Annotated in this window: 18 protein-coding genes and 4 pseudogenes; 8 read left to right on the top strand and 14 right to left on the bottom strand. The window is 53.0% G+C overall.

Annotated features, from left to right (window positions below):
- Positions 1-23: 23 nt before the first annotated feature.
- From V7775_RS14950 to glnT, 5 genes and pseudogenes are all read left to right on the top strand, one after another.
- The gene (locus V7775_RS14950; RefSeq protein WP_335752709.1) at positions 24-653 is read left to right on the top strand and encodes a helix-turn-helix domain-containing protein; all 630 of its coding nucleotides are present in this window, start codon (positions 24-26) and stop codon (positions 651-653) included.
- A 187-nt stretch (positions 654-840) separates the two neighbouring features.
- Positions 841-1,767 (top strand): annotated as a pseudogene (locus V7775_RS14945) (class II glutamine amidotransferase).
- A 4-nt stretch (positions 1,768-1,771) separates the two neighbouring features.
- Positions 1,772-2,455 (top strand): protein GlxC, encoded by a 684-nt coding sequence (locus tag V7775_RS14940; RefSeq protein WP_335752708.1) that lies wholly within the window; start codon positions 1,772-1,774, stop codon positions 2,453-2,455.
- 37 nt (positions 2,456-2,492) lie between these two features.
- A pseudogene (locus V7775_RS14935) lies at positions 2,493-3,815 on the top strand (FMN-binding glutamate synthase family protein).
- Positions 3,816-3,882: 67 nt separating this feature from the next.
- Positions 3,883-5,211, top strand: a pseudogene (gene glnT, locus V7775_RS14930) (type III glutamate--ammonia ligase).
- 105 nt (positions 5,212-5,316) lie between these two features.
- Here the strand turns inward: glnT and proX are convergent.
- Positions 5,317-5,922 carry a glycine betaine/L-proline ABC transporter substrate-binding protein ProX gene (gene proX, locus V7775_RS14925; protein ID WP_335752753.1) on the bottom strand — a complete coding sequence of 202 codons (606 nt, stop codon included), beginning with the start codon at positions 5,920-5,922 and terminating at the stop codon, positions 5,317-5,319.
- 27 nt (positions 5,923-5,949) lie between these two features.
- Between proX and V7775_RS14920 the strand changes: the two are divergent.
- Positions 5,950-6,177, top strand: a pseudogene (locus V7775_RS14920) (helix-turn-helix domain-containing protein); the annotation flags it as partial.
- Positions 6,178-6,227: 50 nt separating this feature from the next.
- Here V7775_RS14920 and V7775_RS24810 read toward each other — a convergent pair.
- The 3 genes from V7775_RS24810 to V7775_RS14910 form a co-directional block, all read right to left on the bottom strand.
- A complete protein-coding gene (locus V7775_RS24810) occupies positions 6,228-6,497 on the bottom strand; it encodes a transposase (protein WP_443070130.1) in 270 nt (89 codons plus the stop codon).
- A 361-nt stretch (positions 6,498-6,858) separates the two neighbouring features.
- Positions 6,859-7,893, bottom strand: coding sequence for a glutathione S-transferase C-terminal domain-containing protein (locus tag V7775_RS14915; RefSeq protein ID WP_335752706.1), 1,035 nt, complete (start codon positions 7,891-7,893; stop codon positions 6,859-6,861).
- 215 nt (positions 7,894-8,108) lie between these two features.
- Complete coding sequence (locus V7775_RS14910; RefSeq protein ID WP_335752705.1) at positions 8,109-8,975, bottom strand: LysR family transcriptional regulator; 867 nt, start codon at positions 8,973-8,975, stop codon at positions 8,109-8,111.
- A 132-nt stretch (positions 8,976-9,107) separates the two neighbouring features.
- On the opposite strand from V7775_RS14910, the gene V7775_RS14905 reads away from it, so the two are divergent.
- Positions 9,108-9,734, top strand: a complete 627-nt coding sequence (locus V7775_RS14905; RefSeq protein WP_335752704.1) for an NAD(P)-dependent oxidoreductase — start codon at positions 9,108-9,110, stop codon at positions 9,732-9,734.
- A 202-nt stretch (positions 9,735-9,936) separates the two neighbouring features.
- Here the strand turns inward: V7775_RS14905 and V7775_RS14900 are convergent, their stop codons facing one another.
- The 3 genes from V7775_RS14900 to V7775_RS14890 form a co-directional block, all read right to left on the bottom strand.
- Complete coding sequence (locus V7775_RS14900; RefSeq protein ID WP_335752703.1) at positions 9,937-10,152, bottom strand: YgaP family membrane protein; 216 nt, start codon at positions 10,150-10,152, stop codon at positions 9,937-9,939.
- A 188-nt stretch (positions 10,153-10,340) separates the two neighbouring features.
- The gene (locus tag V7775_RS14895) at positions 10,341-10,685 is read right to left on the bottom strand and encodes a phasin family protein (RefSeq protein WP_335752702.1); all 345 of its coding nucleotides are present in this window, start codon (positions 10,683-10,685) and stop codon (positions 10,341-10,343) included.
- A 348-nt stretch (positions 10,686-11,033) separates the two neighbouring features.
- Positions 11,034-11,750 (bottom strand): endonuclease/exonuclease/phosphatase family protein, encoded by a 717-nt coding sequence (locus tag V7775_RS14890; RefSeq protein ID WP_335752701.1) that lies wholly within the window; start codon positions 11,748-11,750, stop codon positions 11,034-11,036.
- A 56-nt stretch (positions 11,751-11,806) separates the two neighbouring features.
- Here V7775_RS14890 and V7775_RS14885 point away from each other — a divergent pair, with 56 nt between their 5' ends.
- The gene (locus tag V7775_RS14885) at positions 11,807-12,460 is read left to right on the top strand and encodes a hypothetical protein (protein ID WP_335752700.1); all 654 of its coding nucleotides are present in this window, start codon (positions 11,807-11,809) and stop codon (positions 12,458-12,460) included.
- A gap of 135 nt (positions 12,461-12,595) precedes the next feature.
- Here V7775_RS14885 and V7775_RS14880 read toward each other — a convergent pair whose 3' ends face one another.
- From V7775_RS14880 to V7775_RS14850, 7 genes are all read right to left on the bottom strand, one after another.
- Positions 12,596-12,895: a chaperone modulator CbpM gene (locus V7775_RS14880; RefSeq protein ID WP_335752699.1), complete on the bottom strand. Its 300-nt coding sequence runs from the start codon at positions 12,893-12,895 to the stop codon at positions 12,596-12,598.
- On the bottom strand, positions 12,892-13,836 hold the full coding sequence (locus tag V7775_RS14875; protein WP_335752698.1) for a DnaJ C-terminal domain-containing protein: 945 nt from the start codon (positions 13,834-13,836) through the stop codon (positions 12,892-12,894). The genes V7775_RS14880 and V7775_RS14875 overlap by 4 nt, the downstream gene beginning before the upstream one ends.
- A 214-nt stretch (positions 13,837-14,050) precedes the next feature.
- A complete protein-coding gene (locus tag V7775_RS14870) occupies positions 14,051-14,959 on the bottom strand; it encodes an FAD:protein FMN transferase (protein WP_335752697.1) in 909 nt (302 codons plus the stop codon).
- 4 nt (positions 14,960-14,963) lie between these two features.
- A complete protein-coding gene (locus V7775_RS14865) occupies positions 14,964-15,530 on the bottom strand; it encodes a nitrous oxide reductase accessory protein NosL (RefSeq protein WP_335752696.1) in 567 nt (188 codons plus the stop codon).
- Positions 15,527-16,351, bottom strand: a complete 825-nt coding sequence (locus tag V7775_RS14860) for an ABC transporter permease (RefSeq protein ID WP_335752695.1) — start codon at positions 16,349-16,351, stop codon at positions 15,527-15,529. The genes V7775_RS14865 and V7775_RS14860 overlap by 4 nt, the downstream gene beginning before the upstream one ends.
- A complete protein-coding gene (locus tag V7775_RS14855; RefSeq protein ID WP_335752694.1) occupies positions 16,348-17,244 on the bottom strand; it encodes an ABC transporter ATP-binding protein in 897 nt (298 codons plus the stop codon). The genes V7775_RS14860 and V7775_RS14855 overlap by 4 nt, the downstream gene beginning before the upstream one ends.
- A complete protein-coding gene (locus tag V7775_RS14850) occupies positions 17,210-18,541 on the bottom strand; it encodes a nitrous oxide reductase family maturation protein NosD (protein WP_335752693.1) in 1,332 nt (443 codons plus the stop codon). Before V7775_RS14850 ends, V7775_RS14855 begins: the two co-directional genes overlap by 35 nt.
- Positions 18,542-18,543: the final 2 nt, after the last annotated feature.

The following is an 18,543-nucleotide window of genomic DNA, read 5'->3' as shown; positions in this document are numbered from 1 at the left end:
AGCATAAAGAATTGGACACTATTATGAAGACGACTGACCTCAAGCAAGATCCTCACCGGGTACGTGAACACCGAGAGAACGTACTAGAAGTTGCCATTGGGCGCGAGGTGCGTGCGTTTCGCCACAAGCAGGAGATCACTGTTGCAGAGCTGTCCACGGCCACGGGCCTATCAATCGGCATGTTGTCCAAAATCGAAAACGGAAACACATCGCCGTCATTGACGACGTTGCAGACCCTAGCAAACGCGCTTTCGGTTCCATTGACTGCGTTTTTTCGCGGGTTTGAGGAAACGCGCATGGCCGTACATACTAAAGCAGGCGAAGGCGTAGAGTTAGAACGCGAAGGCACTCGTGCAAATCATCAGTACAATTTGCTGGGCCATATTGGTGCAAATACCAGCGGTGTGATCGTTGAACCCTATCTCATTTCGCTATCCAATGAGGCCGATATTTTCCCTACCTTTCAACATGGCGGGATCGAAACCATTTATATGTTGGAAGGTGAGATTGACTACCGCCATGGCGAGGAAGTTTATCCACTAAAACCCGGCGACACTTTGTTTTTTGATGCCGACGCCGCACATGGTCCGGAGGTTCTAACCCTGCTACCTGCTCGGTACCTTTCGATCATTTGCTATCCGCAAACACGCTAGATCTCTATTTCCAACACACGCACTTGACGGCATCGGGACACCCGAATGGCCTACCCATTGACTTGGTGTCTATTTTTTTCACATCAATGTTTCCTTATAGTAATATAAATTTCCTATTAGCGCATTTTTAGTTTCTTTGCTGCTAGCCATTGATTCAAGTCTTATACTCTATGGGGAGATACTCACGATATGTGGAATTGTAGGGTTGTTCCTTATAGACAAGGCACTTGAACCCAAATTGGGCGAGATGCTGACATCCATGCTGATCACCATGACAGATCGCGGCCCTGATAGCGCAGGTATCGCGATTTATGGTGGAGAAACACCAGGGAATGCCAAACTGGCGGTGCAATCAGACACCCCAGATACTGATTTCGGTAATCTCGACAATGAGCTGCGTAAGATGATCAAAGGCAAGGTCAAGATGTCGATTAAAGACACCCACGCAATGTTGGAAATTCAGGCAGATCAGATGGTTGCAGCACGTACTGCGCTGACCCAGATCCGGCCCACCCTTCGCGTCATGAGCCATGGCTAAACCCTTGAGATCTTCAAAGAGGTTGGGCTGCCTAAACATGTGGCGGAACGCTTTGATGTGCGCGAAATGAGCGGATCACATGGGATCGGTCACACCCGTATGGCCACCGAATCTGCCGTCACAACCATGGGGGCACATCCGTTCAATACTGGCCCCGACCAGTGCCTTGTGCACAACGGATCGCTATCGAACCACAACTCGCTACGCCGCAAATTGCGCCGCGAAGGCATCCATATTGAGACCGAGAACGACACAGAAGTCGGCGCAGCTTACCTCACATGGCAAATGCAAAACAGCGCAACTTTGGGCGAATCGCTACAATCCAGCCTTGACGATCTCGACGGCTTTTTCACATTTCTCGTCGGCACCAAAGACGGCTTCGGTGTGGTGCGTGACCCCATCGCCTGCAAGCCCGCAGTGATGGCCGAAACTGATCAATACGTTGCTTTCGGGTCTGAGTACCGCGCCTTGGTCGATCTGCCGGGCATCGAGCACGCCAAAGTTTGGGAGCCAGAGCCCGCAACCATTTATCTTTGGTCTCATAACACCACTACCAATACAGAAAAGGCCGCCTAGAGACATGCAAACAATCGACTTATCAGAGACCGGCCTGCGTGAGACGAACAAGATGCTTCACACCCAAGCCGACACCACCAATCCAACCAGCTGGACGATCAAAAACGCCAAAGGCGCGCACGCAATAGCCTGCGGTCTCAACGCGCCGATTGATGTCACTGTCAAAGGTTCAACTGGCTACTACTGTGGCGGCATGAACCAACAAGCGACCGTAAATATCCATGGCTCCGCTGGTCCAGGGACTGGCGAAAATATTATGTCTGGCAAAATTGTAATTGATGGCGATGCCAGCCAGTACTTGGGCGCGACAGGACATGGCGGTTGGATTGTTGTCAAAGGCAACGCCTCGTCCCGCTGCGGTATTTCCATGAAGGGCGTGAATATCGTCGTGCAAGGCAACGTAGGTCACATGTCTGCCTTTATGGGGCAATCAGGCAGCCTTCTGGTCTGTGGCGACGCGGGCGATGCATTGGGTGATAGCTGCTATGAGGCCCGCTTTTTCGTTCGTGGCACCGTTAAGAGCCTGGGTGCTGACTGCGAGAAAAAAGAAATGCGCGCCGAGCATATCGAAATTCTCACGAACCTCCTTAAAGAGGCCAAGATCGATGCCGACCCGTCCGAGTTCACACGTTACGGATCAGCCCGCATCCTTTACAATTTCGACGTTGATAACGCCACGGCGTATTAAGGATACCATGAAATGAACAGCGACACCCCCCAAAGGTATCCCCCACACCACACCGCGCCAATCCGCTACTTTCACCCAAGATGTGAACAGCGACATCCGCCGTGCAGCAGCAACTGGCATCTACGATATCCGAGGTGGCGGCGCGAAGCGAAAAGTGCCCTCATTTGATGATCTGCTTTTCATGGGTGCGTCAATCTCACGTTATCCCCTCGAAGGGTATCGCGAAAAATGCGACACCAACGTCACCATCGGCGGATTGCACACGTCAAACCCGATCGAATTGGACATCCCGATCACGATCGCGGGCATGTCATTCGGCGCTTTGTCCGGCCCTGCAAAAGAAGCATTGGGTCGTGGTGCATCTGCTGCTGGCACATCAACCACAACAGGTGACGGCGGCATGACACCCGAAGAACGGGGCCACTCGTCAAAGCTGGTTTATCAGTACCTACCATCCCGCTATGGTATGAACCCAGACGATCTACGCAAGGCTGACGCCATTGAAATCGTCGTTGGCCAAGGTGCAAAACCTGGCGGCGGCGGTATGCTTTTGGGTCAAAAGATCAGTGACCGCGTTGCTGAAATGCGTAATCTGCCCAAAGGAATTGATCAACGTTCCGCTTGCCGCCACCCTGATTGGACTGGCCCCGACGATCTGGAAATCAAGATCCTCGAATTGCGTGAAATCACTGGGTGGAAAGTGCCAATCTAAGTTAAAGTTGCTGGTGCTCGCCCGTATTACGATACAACACTTGCGATCAAAGCCGGAGCAGATGCTATCGTCCTTGATGGGATGCAAGGTGGCACGGCAGTGACGCAAGATGTCTTTATCGAGCATGTGGGACAACCGACCTAGGCCATTGTCCGTCCGGCCATACATGCGTTGCAGGACCTTGGCATGCACCGCAAAGTGCAACTGATCTTGTCGGGTGGCATTCGCTCTGGCGCTGACGTTGCTAAAGCAATGGCATTGGGCGCTGATGCGGTTGCTATTGGCACTGCTGCCCTGATTGCTTTGGGTGACAATGATCCAAAGTGGGAATCTGAGTATAACGAACTGGGAACAACCGCAGGGGCATATGACGACTGGCACGAGGGCCGCAACCCTGCTGGAATCACAACCCAAGACCCCGACCTGATGAAGCGTTTCGATCCAATCGAAGGCGGGCGCAGGTTGAAAAACTATCTGAAAGTGATGACGCTTGAGGCCCAAACGATTGCGCACGCATGCGGCAAGAACCACCTCCACAACCTAGAACCAGAAGACCTTGTGGCGCTGACAATGGAAGCAGCAGCCATGGCCAAAATTCCATTGGCAGGCACCGACTGGTATCCAGGAAAACCCGACACAGGGTTCTGATAAATTGGGCGCAGCCATCACTGGTACGTGCCCATTTCAAAGTTAAAAGACGACAGGGAATACATAAATGGCAACTGACCTAGCAAAATTCGCTGAAGACAACGGCGTTAAATACTTCATGATCTCTTTCACCGACCTGTTTGGCGGTCAACGTGCCAAACTTGTTCCGGCGCGTGCAATCGCAGACATGCAAGAGGACGGCGCTGGATTTGCAGGGTTTGCCACGTGGCTTGACCTGACACCTGCGCACCCAGACATGTTGGCCGTACCAGACCAAGAGGCCGTCATCATTTTACCGTGGAACAAAGAAATTGCATGGGTGCCAGGTAACTGTGTGATGGAAGGTAAAGACGTCGACCAAGCCCCGCGCAATGTGCTGCGTAAGCTCATTTCCCAAGCTACCAAAGAAGGCATGCATGTCAAAACAGGCATCGAAACCGAATTTTCCTGCTGACACCAGCAGGAGACGCAATCAGCGACGCGTATGATACTGCCGCCAAACCCTGCTATGATCAGCAGGCATTTATACGTCGCCTTGATGTGATCCGCGAGATAAGCGATCATATCGTTCGACCTCGGTTGGAATCCTTACCAGAACGATCACGAGGACGCGAACGGCCAGTGGGAAATGAACTGGGACTTTGACGATGCGTTGGCCACCGCAGACAAGCACAGCTTTTTCAAATTTATGGTCAAAACCGTAGCGGAAAAGCACGGCTACCGCGCAACGTTCATGCCCAAACCAATTGAGGGCCTGACTGGTAACGGCTGTCACGCACATGTCTCTGTTTGGGATGCGCCGGGTGACAAATCCAAAAGCAATGTGTTTGCAGGCGGTGGCGAAGGACAGACTGGCGAGGTCGGCCTCTCTGAGCGCGGCAAACACTTCCTTGGTGGCATCATGAAGCATGCCTCAGCTTTGGCCGCCATCACCAACCCTACTGTGAACAGCTACAAACGCATCAACCCGCCGCGCACTATTTCAGGCGCAACATGGGCCCCCAACACAGTAACGTGGACAGGCAATAACCGCACTCATATGGTGCGTGTTCCCGGTCCCGGCCGGTTTGAACTGCGCCTGCCCGATGGCGCGGTGAACCCATATCTGTTGCAAGCCATCATCATCGCTGCAGGTCTGTCTGGTATCCGTTCTAAAGCCGACCCCGGCAAGCGCCACGACATCGACATGTATGCGGAAGGGCACACCATCACGGATGCCCCAAAACTCCCACTCAACATGCTGGACGCCTTACGCACCTATGACGCTGATGCCAGTTTGAAGGCCGCGATGGGTGAAGAGTTTTCGGCTGCATATCTCAAGATGAAGCACCAAGAGTGGAACGACTTCTGCAATCACTTCTCGGCTTGGGAAAAGGCAAATACGCTTGATATCTAACTGACACGGCGAGACGCTATTCAGTTAACCTGTCAGGATAAAGCGCTCAATCAGAACAACAATGGAAACTTCCGGAGCACAGATCGCGCTCCGAAAGTTATTATCTCACTCGGTGACAGAGCGCGCCTCAGCGATCCATGAATCGAAGGCATCTTGATTAGCGGCAATCCAATCATCAACATCGCTGTCGATGTCCTCGATTGAACCTTCACCCTGTTGCATCCGATTGTTCTGGGCCGAGACGTCGTTAATCTCGATCTCTGCAAGTTCGAACAACTTTTCTGCAGCGGGGTTTGCATCAAGGAACTCGGTACTGGCCAGTATGCGCAACTCATTTACCGCCCAGCCCAAATTCCGGCCGTCAAATTCGGTATTGCCGCTTTGCCCATCAGGTAGTGACGTTTCAGGCTCTTCGAGCCATTCGACGTTTTCTCCCGGTACTAAAATACCGGATACCCAATAACGTGTCCAAGTATAGTAGATGATCGAAACACCCTCTGCTTCTCGTGCGATGGATTCACCGATGATGGCACTGAAAGCACCCTGATTGTGCGTAACTGTGTCCCGCAGGCCATAAGCGTCCAGTTGATGCTCGATTACTCGCTCGCAGCCCCAGCCCAGAGGGCATCCGGCCAAATCGGCTGTGCCGTCGCCATCGGCGTCAAACCGTTTGGCGGTACATTCTAAACTGGAACGCGACTTTTCCTCTATCCTACTGGCAAGTATGGAGACCAGTTTATGAACCGCACCGAGGTCAATCTAGTGGGACGACGTACTGTTGAGGTTCTTTTGCATCGTAAGGTCAAAGTGTCTGAGATTGCGCGTCAGACCAATCGTCATCGCGCGACTGTCTATCGCGAGATCAAACGCAATTATTTCACAGATCAAGAGCTACCACAGTTGGATGGCTACTACGGAATAGCGGCGCAAAAATCGGCAGCCGAACGTCGCGCACGGCGCCGCAAATAAGTGCGCATTCGTGAATCATCTCGCGGCGTTTTAATAGGCTCTCCGCTTCAGCCCTTGTGACAAAAAATCGTCCTCCACCGCCAGTTGACCAATCTTGGCGTGCAGTTCTTTGATCTCGCCGTCCTTGTTCTCAGCCTTTTTGACCTGTCGGAAAAAACGCCTGCCATGCCCTCGATTGCTTGCCGCTTCCACGTACTCACTTGCGTGGGGTGGAGTTGCCGCTTGGCTGCAACCTCCTGAACCGCCTTGTCACCTCGTAACGCCTCAAGCGCCACTGTAGCTTTAAAACTGTCTGAAAAGTTCCGTCGCTTTGTCATTCGCGCATCCATTCGTTCGGGTTGGATACATCTTAGCATGCTGTCTAAATTTGCCCGACCACTTCACTGTTTAAGTCCATGCCAAGGATGAATGCGAACGCCGAACCAGTCCTAGAAATCTCTATTTTGCAAAGAGACGGATCATCAGATTTAGCGTTCCTTCTGTTTCATGATCGCTCTGATATGAATATCAGCGGGACAGAGTTTAATTTTCTACGCGCCATCCGTTTCTTTGATGTCCGGCATGCTCGCTAAACTGAATCCCGGCGCGATGTTTTTGGAGTTTGGTGATGAACGCCTATTCGCGGCAATAGGTCCTAATGACCGCCGGGGGACACAACCCCTCTTTGAATGGCCAACCTCACTCTGCGAGTTCGGGGTGCGCGTATGCTTGTGGATAAGGCATCGGGAATAGTGGCCCAAGGGGGACGACATTGTTCCATGAACGGCCGAAATATCCTTGGCGGCAGTGCACCAGCGAATTGCTGTCTGCCACGCCGGGAAGTGCATAGATGCGGCACAGCCAGCGCCAAAGGTGTGGGTAATCCAGAATTTTAGCGCCGTTCAACTTCATGCGTACATAATAGACCGGATCATGGCGATATAACGTCGGGAATAGGCGCAGATCAGCCTCGGTAAAGGTGTCGCCTGTTAGAAACGGTCGATCATCTGACGCAAGGCGCGCCTCTAGGGCTGCAAGCGTTTCAAAGTACGTTTGGAACGCTTGCGCATAGATCACCTGATCCGACGAGAAGCCTGCTTTGTAGGCGCCATTGTTAATGCCCCCATAAATCTGGTCGTTGAGCACATCAATGTCGCCGCGCAACGCAGTAAGTTCAGCGTGCATGGGATATAGGTTGGGACGCGCGTTATCAGGCATGGCACTACCAAGGGCGTGGGCCTGCGCGTTCAGCATTCGGATAATGTCAGCGCTTTCATTGGCGACGATCCGTTTGGTTTTCTTATCATACAGGATCGGGACCGAGGCTTCATCCGAGCCTTCGGCGTCATAGATTTGTTTGGCAAGACGGAAGTTTTGCCCTGTGCCTGTCTCGGTTGTGCATTCGGGTAGCGTTGTACCGGTCAGGGAAGCGATGCGCGCGGGATTGAATTCCCAGCGGTGCGGTTCAATCGGGTCATCATCCATAGTGCGGTTAGGGAACGCCACGTCCATCGTGATGCTGTCTTGCAGTCCCAAAATGTTGCGTGCCAACGTTACCCGGTGGCACCACGGGCAGTTGAACGCGACAAAAAGATGGTATCGGCCCGCTTCGGCTGGAAAGTCGGGGTCTTCGCCCAATACAGATCGAAATCCGCTGACGCCGCGCACAAACTCGCCCTTTGCACGCCGTGCAACGGCATCTTTTTGGGGTTCTTCGACGGATGTTTTTGTCATGGGTGTTCCTACCTATCCACTCAAACGATGGTACAGAATGATCGGCACCGCCAGCACTTCTTTGTCCGAAAGGTGTCGCTGCAAAAACGACTCGATAATTTAGGCGACACCGTGCAATGTCCCCACCTCTTCGCGCGCGGCCTAATCATCAAATTGGACCAGTTTGATGACCCGATTGGCCGTGTGCGTAACGCCGTCAAGAACCCTGTCCGTTTTCATGACAGCCTGTCGACCAAGTGATCAAAGACCAGCCGGATGCGCCTACTGGTTCTCATTTCATTATGTGTGACAAGCCAAGTAGGTATCTTGAAAGGCTCTACTTCGTCCAAAACATGCACAAAATCGGTAAGGCCCTGCGCAATCCAATCCGGCGCAATGATCATCCCCAATCCGCGACGCGCCATTTCCAACGCCACCAATTGAGACGAAGAACTAAAGCGAAAATTCGCCTTTGTCAGATCAAGCCCGATAGGTCGCAGATAGTCCAGCATCCGGTCTTCATCGACGAAGCTGATTATTTGATGGATGGACACATTGGTTTTCGTCGGTTGGCGCCTTTTTCGAAGATAGTCGGGGCTGGCGTAAAACCGCATGGTTTGATCACAAACGCGTCTCATCAATAGATTAGGTTGATCAGGACGGACGTGCCGGATCGCAATATCGGCCTCACGACGCACAAGGTCTCTTACGCCATTGTCGGCAATCACGTTGATTTCAAGTGACGGCGCTTGATTGCTGATGTCTTGCAGGACTGCTGGCAGTATATAGGCTGACATCAGCTCGGATGCTGTAATCCGAACCTGACCTTCGATGGATTGGGATTGCCCGCAGGCTGTAAGCGAGACCATGTTTGCACCGATGGCCATTGCACGCACGTGGTCAAGCAACTCGATGCCGGAATGCGTGAGTTCAACAGATCGTCCTGTACGCTCAAACAGCGTGACACCAAGTGCTTCTTCAAGCGCGGCTATCTGTCGGCTGACCGTTGGTTGGGTTTGACTAAGCACACGCGCGGCCGCCGAAAGAGAGCCCTCGTCGGATACGGCAAGAAACGTTTTCGCAAGGTTCCAATCGAATGTCATCGTGTCAAACTATGCGATTACCGTATGCTTAGCCAACGGATTTAGGTGATTTACCATTGAATTATGTATTAGTTAGTCTCAGCAAAGAAGGCCGCGAATTTCCAGTCCGCAGGCACATTTGAAAGACATAAAATGAAGCTAGTTGTATTAGGTGCAAATGGTCGTACCGGTAGGCTTGTGGTGCGAGAGGCGCTCCACCGGGGTGAAACCGTCACTGCGGTAGTGCGATCTGATGCAAAGCGTCCCATGATCAAACATGACCTGCTGAATGTAGTTGTCGGCGACCCGTGCGACCCAAAGTTCCTTTCCCAGGTCTTCCAAGATCAGGATGCAGTCATTTCAACTCTTGGTGGCCGCATGCCGACAAAGAAAGCAACGTCGATCTATTGGATGTCAGCAGATGCTATCACCGAGGCCGCTTGGGATGCTGGCCTCAAGAAGGTAGCCGTCACATCCAGTGCGCTTCTTTTCCCACCCAAGCGATTGATCGACAGGTTCTTGGCCGCCATCGTGCGCAATGTCGTTCACAGCGCCAACCGCATGGAGCAAACGCTAGAGAAGACGAACCTTGATATTGTTGTCGCACGTTGTGGATTCTTGACCGATGCCGACGAAACAACATACCGCGCAGAACGTGGCTCGTTGCCAGAAGGCGGCTCATCTATATCGCGGATGAGCCTTGCTCAATTTCTTGTTGATGCGATACAAAAACCTTCCTCCGGCCACCAAGTTTACGGCGTATCAGGGCCTGCAGCCTAAAACGCATCCCGTCTAATTTTGGACCCGGACTGTCTATCCTTATGTTATTTCGTGTGTATTTTAAGCACTGCTATTTCGATAAAACTTTGGCAGAGCGGGCAACTCGGACTATGTTATCGCTGGGGAACGCAAACACAAAATGCACAGATGCCTTAGGTGAACCTTCCGGTGCCATATGTGCTTTGCATAAACGCGGTCTTCATCAGTTGATCTTGCAAGTGGTTATCCCGACAATCCGATACAGCGGGCAAAACCGAAAAAGCGCGGTTGCGACGAGGATTAAACCCAACCCAATGCTGCCATAGGCGAAGGCGGCACTGGCCCAAATGGCGGGGATATTCAAAAGTGGCGCAATGATGAGTACAAGACCTAGTATGGCTCTTAGGACGCAGTCTTTGTTTCCAAGATTAGCAGTCATGTTGTTCTCCTCTTCGGGCTGTTTTCAGTTTGGGTGCGCGTGGTGCGAACCTAGCTGTCGCAGCACAGCGGCCTCATTGGGCGCAATATTTGGAAGCGTAGCAATCTGGTGAAGGTATCTCACATGGCATCTTTTAACGTGTTGGATACCGCGCTAGGCCACTACGTTTTTGATTGAGGTTAATCGATCTATTCGGAATGCTTGGATCCAAAAGCCTTTGTGCCCATCTCAACCAACTTGCCTGTTTCAGCTTTGTATTGGTCCATTGCTTTTTGCATGAACTGCGACTGAATCTGCTGTAAATTTGCGGGATCCTTACAATGTAGGATTTCATGCTGGGCCTTTACGTCTTCTTTTATCCGATCAGCGACAAAGCCAACCACCTCTGCGCTCATATCATTAAGCGCTTCGATCCATGCGGTGCCCATACCCATCATATTGCCAAAGCCAGCTTCCTGTAACTGGGCCGTTGCATTGTTGGGCTCTGCTCTTGCAGAGGTTTTGGATTCTTGGGTCTGAGATTTATCGGCCATTTCAGGTCCTCCGGTTGATGAAGTTACGCATGCTAGGTTAGGCCCATATTTTTTGGCGGGTTTGACATTGCTCAATCTGTTGAGAGCTTGCATGCCTGATGCGTGAACCTAAATCATGGTTGAAATGATCTGCCTATAGTGGCTCAATCAAACCTGTTAGGGGTATGCTGCATCAGTTCTCAAGTTTCCTTGTATCGATCCTAATTGTTGCAGGTGCCTTCCCACACGCGTTGGGAAAAACGTAAGCGATCATCATGGTCTTATGATCCTGCTGAACGCCAGATCTGGTTTTGTACAACAATGGATAATCCCATCCAGAGGGATCATACTAGATACTTGGTGACCCTTTTATGTGCCATTTACTGAAGTAACTTCAGGCACAAGAATGTCGGACCATATTGGCAAATGATCTGATGCGACCCGTGCCAAAGTGCCCTGCTCTACCCCACCGTCACGTACTTCAAGGCCATGCGTTAGGGCAAACCGGTCAAGTGCCGCAATCGGCCTTCCGGCATGAAACGACTTTCCTGGACTAAGCGTTTCAAAACGCTGGGCCAGCGGCTCAAGCCCTTTTCGCGAAGACCACTCATTAAAATCACCTGCAATAACGACATGATTATCACCCGATGTTGCCTCATCCAGAACGGTTAGCTGCGCACGCCGGTCACGGCGCAGTAGACCCAAATGAGTGGCCACAATTGTCAATCCGGCCCCAATGCCCAAAGTTATGCGAACCGCGCCACGCGGTTCAAAGCCCGGCAAATGCAACCGCTGTATATCACGAACTGATAGCCCTTTTCGCACCAACATAGCATTGCCGTGCCAGCCGATACTGATGCCGTTGGCGCAAACTTCGACAAGTTCGAAATCAGTCTCGGATTCAATCATCTCTCGGGGCAACGCCGGCTGACGCGGTCCCAACCTTTTATCAGCTTCCTGCAAAAGGACGACATCCGCAGCAAGACCGTTGATAACCTGCAATATGCGCTCTGGTCGCCGTTGTTGATCAAGGCCACGGGCCTTGCGCATGTTATAGCTGGCAATTCGTATGCTGTTTGCGTCCATAAGTGTAATATAGGAAGTCTTACATAGGAATTTAACATCGAGCTGGCAACAAAAGCATGCGACTGATCAAAGATAGTAACCCAACGATCCTTGCCATTTGGGCCCTCCTGCTAATTGCGGGGCTTATCTCATTGGGGTTGGCCCGCTGGTCACTTGCTTTTGTCAGTTTTACAACTTTGGCCTTGTCATTGTTACCGCCCCTGCTCGCCGCTCGGTGGTCTTTGACACTGCCCTTGCCTGTGCTCATCTTTACCACTCTCTTCTTTTTCGCCTCGATCTTTCTGGGCGAAGCGTTTGATTTTTATGAACGCTTATGGTGGTGGGATCTGGCCTTGCACGGATCCTCAGCCCTTGGGTTTGGACTGACAGGGTTTCTGTTTGTCTTTATGCTGTTTGACGGGGACCGGTTTGCAGCGCCGCCATCGGCCATCGCGTTCATCACCTTTTGTGTCGCAATGACAGTTGGCGCGATCTGGGAGGTTTTCGAATATGCAATGGACACGTCTTTTGGATTGAACATGCAAAAATCCGGGTTGGATGACACGATGGGCGACCTCATCGTGGATGCCATCGGGGGCTGCATAGCCAGTCTCACCGGTTATGTGTATTTGGTCCGCAATTCTGCGGGTATGCTGGGAAGAGGACTTTCGCAATTCATCAGATTAAACCAACGGCTTTATCTAAAATACAAACAGCGGTTGAAAAAGTAGTCATGCTTGCGTTTCATGGGCCGATCTTGGTCTGTATCCCCGTAATCCTGATCTTACCGCAACAACACTAGGCAAGGCTTGCCAGCATACAACCGTGGCTCAAGGTCTTGTAGAGCAGACCAAGAAGCCTACCGCTTAGATAGCCTCATGCTGCGCAAGGCGGCGCAAAACGTCGTCGCGCTCTTCCAGCAAGTCGAGAACAAGCGCGATACCAGCAGTGTTAATCCCAAGATCGCGGTTCAATCTACGCGCCTTTTTGGCCCGCACGATGCTGGTACCGAAAAACCGCCAATTGCCACTTGTGCTGCCCATAGGCTCTAACACGCCGTGCTCTACCAGTTCGATCACCCAGGTCTCATCAGCCTGACAAAATCGGCACAAGTCTTGTAATGACAGCGCCTCGACAAGATCACTTTGCAACGTGGTCACTTTCATTTTACTTTTCCTCCTAGATTGGCTCGCGGATCAAAGGTCATCTCCTTCGCCATCTGTTCAAACAACGCGCGTGCCTCTTGTGTTTCAACTTTTGGGTTCACAATTTTGAGGGTCGCATAGATATCGCCTGCGGGTGTTCCCGGCAGGCCCTTCCCTTTCAAGCGCATTTTTTGCCCTGTCTGCGCATTCTTGGGGATGCGCAGATCAACCCGGCCGTCCGGGGTTGGCATAACAACATGGCTTCCTAATGCTGCCTCCCAAGGGGTAATCGGCAAATCCAGATGCAGGTCTTTCCCATCAGGGCGATACACGGGGTGAGGCGCAAAGGTGACTTCAAGAAACAAATCCCCCGCCGGGCTACCATCAAATCCCGGACTACCTTGTCCTGCCAGCCGGATATGTTGACCTTGCGCAATACCCTTTGGCACCCGAACAGAAAGGGTCCGCTCTTGCATGGTAATGGCCCCGTTCGGACCCACCACCGGAGATCTAAGAGTGAGCTTACGCTCGGCTCCACCATAAGCATCCTCAAGGGCGACCTCGATGCGCCCATGGCTATCCGCAGCTGGTCTTGCTTGCCCCCGCCCTGTCGTGCCAGCACCACGGCGAAACATTGTCTCAAAGAAATCACTGAACGCTTCATCGCTTTGCGGGCCGCTCGCGTCAGAGAACTCATAGCCACTGTCCCAGCCGGGGGGCGGTTGATAGTGCCCCTGCCCTTGCGGCGGTTCTTGCCCCAACTGATCATATGCGGCGCGGCGCTCAGGGTCTTTGAGGACCTCATAGGCTTCGTTCACGTCTTTAAATTTTGCCTCTGCATCCGTGCTAGGATTGATATCCGGGTGGTATCTGCGCGCCGCCTTGCGGAACGCTTTCTTGATTTCATCTGCACTCGCAGTTTGCGTGACGCCAAGTGCTTTGTAGTAATCTTTGAAGTCCATCTGCCAATCGTCCGATCATCCCGTTTCGCCCCTTTGTGCCAGCAGAACCAAAACCTCCGTTGATCTTTATCATTTACGCCTAAGCGCCGCGTTTCAGTTTTTCTCAAGTCGCCCTGCAGATGGCCAGACGCACACGTTGAACACAGAGCAAGAGGTGGCGATGTATCAGTTCCTTCCCGCTAGCCGATGCTTTACCGATCTCATCTTTGAAACTTCACGCTGCGGCTGCGCTCTCTACTCGAGCACCTTGGAATTGCGCGACCAAGGCATTGATGCCTGCACGAGTCTCAATCAAACACGCAGCTGTCGAAAGCGCGTCTGCTAAGGCGGCTGATTTGGCTGACACAGATATCTCTTGCCAATTGCTGCGCGCGGGTTGGCCTGTGCGCGGGTCAAGGATGTGCCCAACTTGCGCACGTTCATCAAACGTGGTGCCAAGGGGGGCAGAAGTGGCAAGCGCACGTGTATCAAGGGGAACCTCACCACCCGCCGCCAGTTTAACCGGCCAAGGCCGCCCGTCGGGATGCGTTCCAAGCGCCCGAAACTCACCTGTATCAATCAAAATATTCGTCAGTCCCTCGGCTGTCAGCATTTCAGCTACACGGTCCGCAATATAACCCTGCGCGATCCCATTAAGGGTAAGCGCCATTCCTGGCTGCATCACAATAGAGGATGATGAGGTGTACACGCGATCCCAACCGATGAGTGAGCGCGCTAGGTTCAGTTCATCCGTTTGGGGCATCAAACCTTGTGCGGAGACCTTAGCGTAGCAGGCCCAAAGCGGCTGTATCGTGGGATCAAAACGTCCTTCACTTGCCCTATGCACAGCACTTGTAAGCGATAGGCATTCGAGCAATTCAAAGGGGGGAGACGCCAACCGACCAGCGTGGTTCAATTGCATCAAACTACTGCTGGGACGGTAAAGGCTGAATATATCTTCTAGCCGTGAAATCTCTGCGGCGACCCTTGCGCTGATCGCTTTGGCATCAGGATGAGCCAGTCGTAGGGTGGCACGTGCGCCAAGTGCAACACCTTGCCACGTATAGACTGGCTCGGCCCTGCTCGCATTTGGGAAAGCGACGGCAGCAGCACTGATTGTGAGGAAGCGGCGGCGAGTTGTCATTTTATCAATCTCCTGCTGTGCGCGACAAACTGCGCAAGCGTTGTTCAAAATCTGCGTCACCGCTGTCACCGTCCAGCACAACGGGGGCCAAAACGGCATCGTCGGATATTTCGGCCAATCGCATTACCTGCCCACCATTTAAGGTCGCAAAAGCATCAGCCTTTGCAACATCCCCAAACGGTACAAGTTCCGGCGCGCCCATCCCACCCACGATACGACTGCCTACGACATAGTGCGCCTCGTCAGCAGCAATCCAATTGGTGTTTCCAGGATCTGACCATGTGGCATCCTGTGCGCCCATGTCGTTCACCCAGACGGCCAAAATATCATGAGTTTTCTCGGGCAGGCGCACATAGGCGATCACGTCGCGCACTTGGCTGAAAAACAACGGCGTCTTGGGGAGGCCTAGCAAATGTGCCTGTGCTTTGGGGCCTTCATGCTCGAAAAGGTTCATCTGGCAAAAATGACCAACCGCTTCGATGGTCAGCGGCAGCGGCGAGGTGTCTTGCGCCGTCTCTTCCTTACAGGCGACGACGAAAAGCAGAGCAAGGATAGCAAACAAACGGATCATGGCTCAACCTTCTTGAAAGCAAGCGTGGCAAGTCCAAGCGCAATCAAAGGCCAGACCAGAACCGACAACAGCGATTGCCAAAGCGCGATTGAGGCCGCAGCACCCCCGATACCCGATGCGGCCGCCGTGGCCTGCGAAGCGGACAGGTTAAACAGGCGAAAAGCGTCGGCAGGATTAGCAAGCAATGCGACCGGAAATACTTGGGTAGTGAAGGTGCCACCATCATCAGCAACGACAACAGCCAAAAGCGCGAGATCATAGAGCACAACCAATCCCAGCCAAACACCTATGGCCAAACCCGCAGCGCCCGATGCACGCCGTGCCAACGAAGACAGCGCATACCCGATCCCAAGGAATGTCGCGCCCAGAAGTGTAGAGGTCCATGTTAGCCGCCACAACGCGCCAAACCCAGCAACCGCTGCGGGATCGTTGGCAACAGCGACAAAGGCGGCCGCGCCGTAACCTGCCACCAGGGCGATGACCAAAATACATGTATGGGCCGCCAGCTTACCAGCAAGGATTTCCCAACGCGCAACAGGATAGGTGAGGAGTAAGGGGAGCGTGCCCCGCTCAACCTCACCCGCGACTGCATCGAAAGACATAAGCAGTGCCACCAAGGGAACCAGATAAACTGAGAGAGAAGTCAGCGACGCGACCGTTATGGAAAGGCGGTCTGCCCCAAGCGCGCCACTAGGAGCGGACCCCACCGCTGAAATAACCAGTGAAAAGACCACCATCAGCACCACCGCGATGAGCACCCAGCGGTTGCGCCGCGCGATATTGGCCTCGGAGATTGCAGTGGCAAGAATGCGGACAATCATTGGCCATCCCTCCGGCTGAAATGGCTGTAGATATCTTCGAGGCTTGGCGGAATAACATCAATGTCAGCCACTTTCCCCTTGATCGCAGCGATTTGAGCAATGGTGGCGAGCTTGTCGTCCTGAGTACAACTGAGGTGCAAAGTGCTGCCGATACGGATCGCATTGGGCAGCTCGGCTAAAATATCAGTGTCATAGCCGTTGAGAGCAGTGATATGCATGCTGACTGGTAGGGCCGCCTCGCGCCGCAATTCAGGTAACGAACCTGTCGCGACCATCCGCCCACCGGATAGGATCAATAACCGGTCCGTGCGCGCCTCCACCTCTGTCAATGCATGGCTGGACAATAAGATTGCCGCCCCCTCAGCAGCGAGCGCATCTAGGAGTTCGTAAAAATCGCGGCGTGATACAGGATCCAGTCCGCTGGTCGGCTCATCCAACACAAGAAGGCTTGGGTGTCCGATCAAGGTCTGCGCCAACCCCACTCGCTGACGCATTCCCTTAGAGTATGTGCCGATCCGCCGCTTGGCTGCGTGCCCCAAGCCGACCTTATCAAGGAGCGCCATCGCCTCTGAAGTATCCTCACCGCGCAGGCGCAGGTAGTAGGTGATCTGTTCCAACCCTGTCAGAGCCGTGTGAAAGGTAACGTTTTCAGGCAAATAGGCCACCTTAGTGCGCGCAGTTGCCGTTCCCGGCGCTGCCCCACACACAAAAACTTCGCCGCTATCCGCTGCGATCAACCCCAGAATGATCTTCATCAATGTCGACTTGCCCGCGCCGTTATGGCCCAGCAGTGCAACCCGTTCACCAGGCGCAACATGCAAAGATACGTCTGACAGGGCTTTGACCCCGCTAAACGTCTTAGTGAGATGAGAGATCGTTAACGTCGAAGTCATTTGTTTCGCTTTCATTCCGCCGTGTGGCCACTTCGGCCTCCATAGCGAGGTATTTTGCGGGTATTTCAATATTTGGCGCCGTCGTGAGGGGTGCCGAGTCAACAACTCCACCCGGCAGTGTCGCGGGGAAGCTGGATTGTGCCCAGCGGATCAGTTGGACAACAGGCGCACCATTCAAAAGGGCAGCAGCAGGTTGTGACCATAAAATATGATCCATGAGGTCGTTTGGCCGAAACGGACTGTCGGCGATGCCGTCACCGTCCAAATCAAAGCTGGCATGATCGGACCAGTAGTTTCCCCGACCTTCAAAGCTCCATTCTATGTCCCGTGTCCCCACATATTTCACCTGTGTACGGTTGCCTAGAAAAGCATTTCCAGTAAGCACATTGCGCTCTGATCCTGCTGTGAAATGAATGCCGATATTGCATCCCTCAAAACGGTTGCCGTAGATCAAGTTCTTATGGGCATTGTAAATGAACGTGCAGCGATCCGCCCCGCCCCGCACCAGATTGCCCGACACATCGGCGTTATTGGCAAAATTCAGCATGACGCCATGGCTGCGGTCAGAAAGGCTCAGATTATCCTTTAGGATAACTTTATTCGAGAACATGATGGCATAGCCAAGGTGGTTGCCGATCGACACGTTGCCGGAAACTTCGGAATCGTTGGTGTACATATAGTGTACCGCAAAGCGTAGATCGCGGAACAGGTTGTTGCGGTAAATACTCTTGCGCGAGGTGTTCGAAAATATGCCATCCCTGCCCCAGCGGACCGAATTTCCCTCAATTAGGGTGCCGGGTGAGTTCCAGACATAGATACCATTCCCCCGGTCATTCATCCGCGGATTACGAGTACCCTCGATAGTATTGTCGCGAACCTGCGCATCGTGGCCGCCATGCACATCAACGCCGTGCAAATTGCCTAACACTCGATTATTTTCAACGACTGCCCGGTCGGCTTTTTTGAGAATCTTGATACCTGCGTCAGTTTCCTGACCGTTCATACCCGATCCAGTCACTGTGATGTTGCGAATGACGACGTCAACGGCATCAATGGTCACAACCGTACCACTGCCTTGCCCGTCAATAATCGCTTCGGGTCCACCAGTCAGTGTCAGCGGTCGATCAATGACAACAGCACCCAAATGCCGTCCCGCTTGCAGAACAAGCACATCGCCGGGATTGGCCCCGGCGATGGCAATGGCAAGCGTGCCCTGCCCTGCTGGCACATGCCGCTCACCCGCCCAAAGGGGCAGAGCGATCAGCATTGACAGCACAAAGAACAGGGCACGCATCATGA

The sequence above is a fragment of the Sulfitobacter sp. genome, from assembly GCF_036960155.1.
Classification (GTDB): domain Bacteria; phylum Pseudomonadota; class Alphaproteobacteria; order Rhodobacterales; family Rhodobacteraceae; genus Sulfitobacter.
This window is presented reverse-complemented; position numbering and strand designations above follow the sequence as displayed.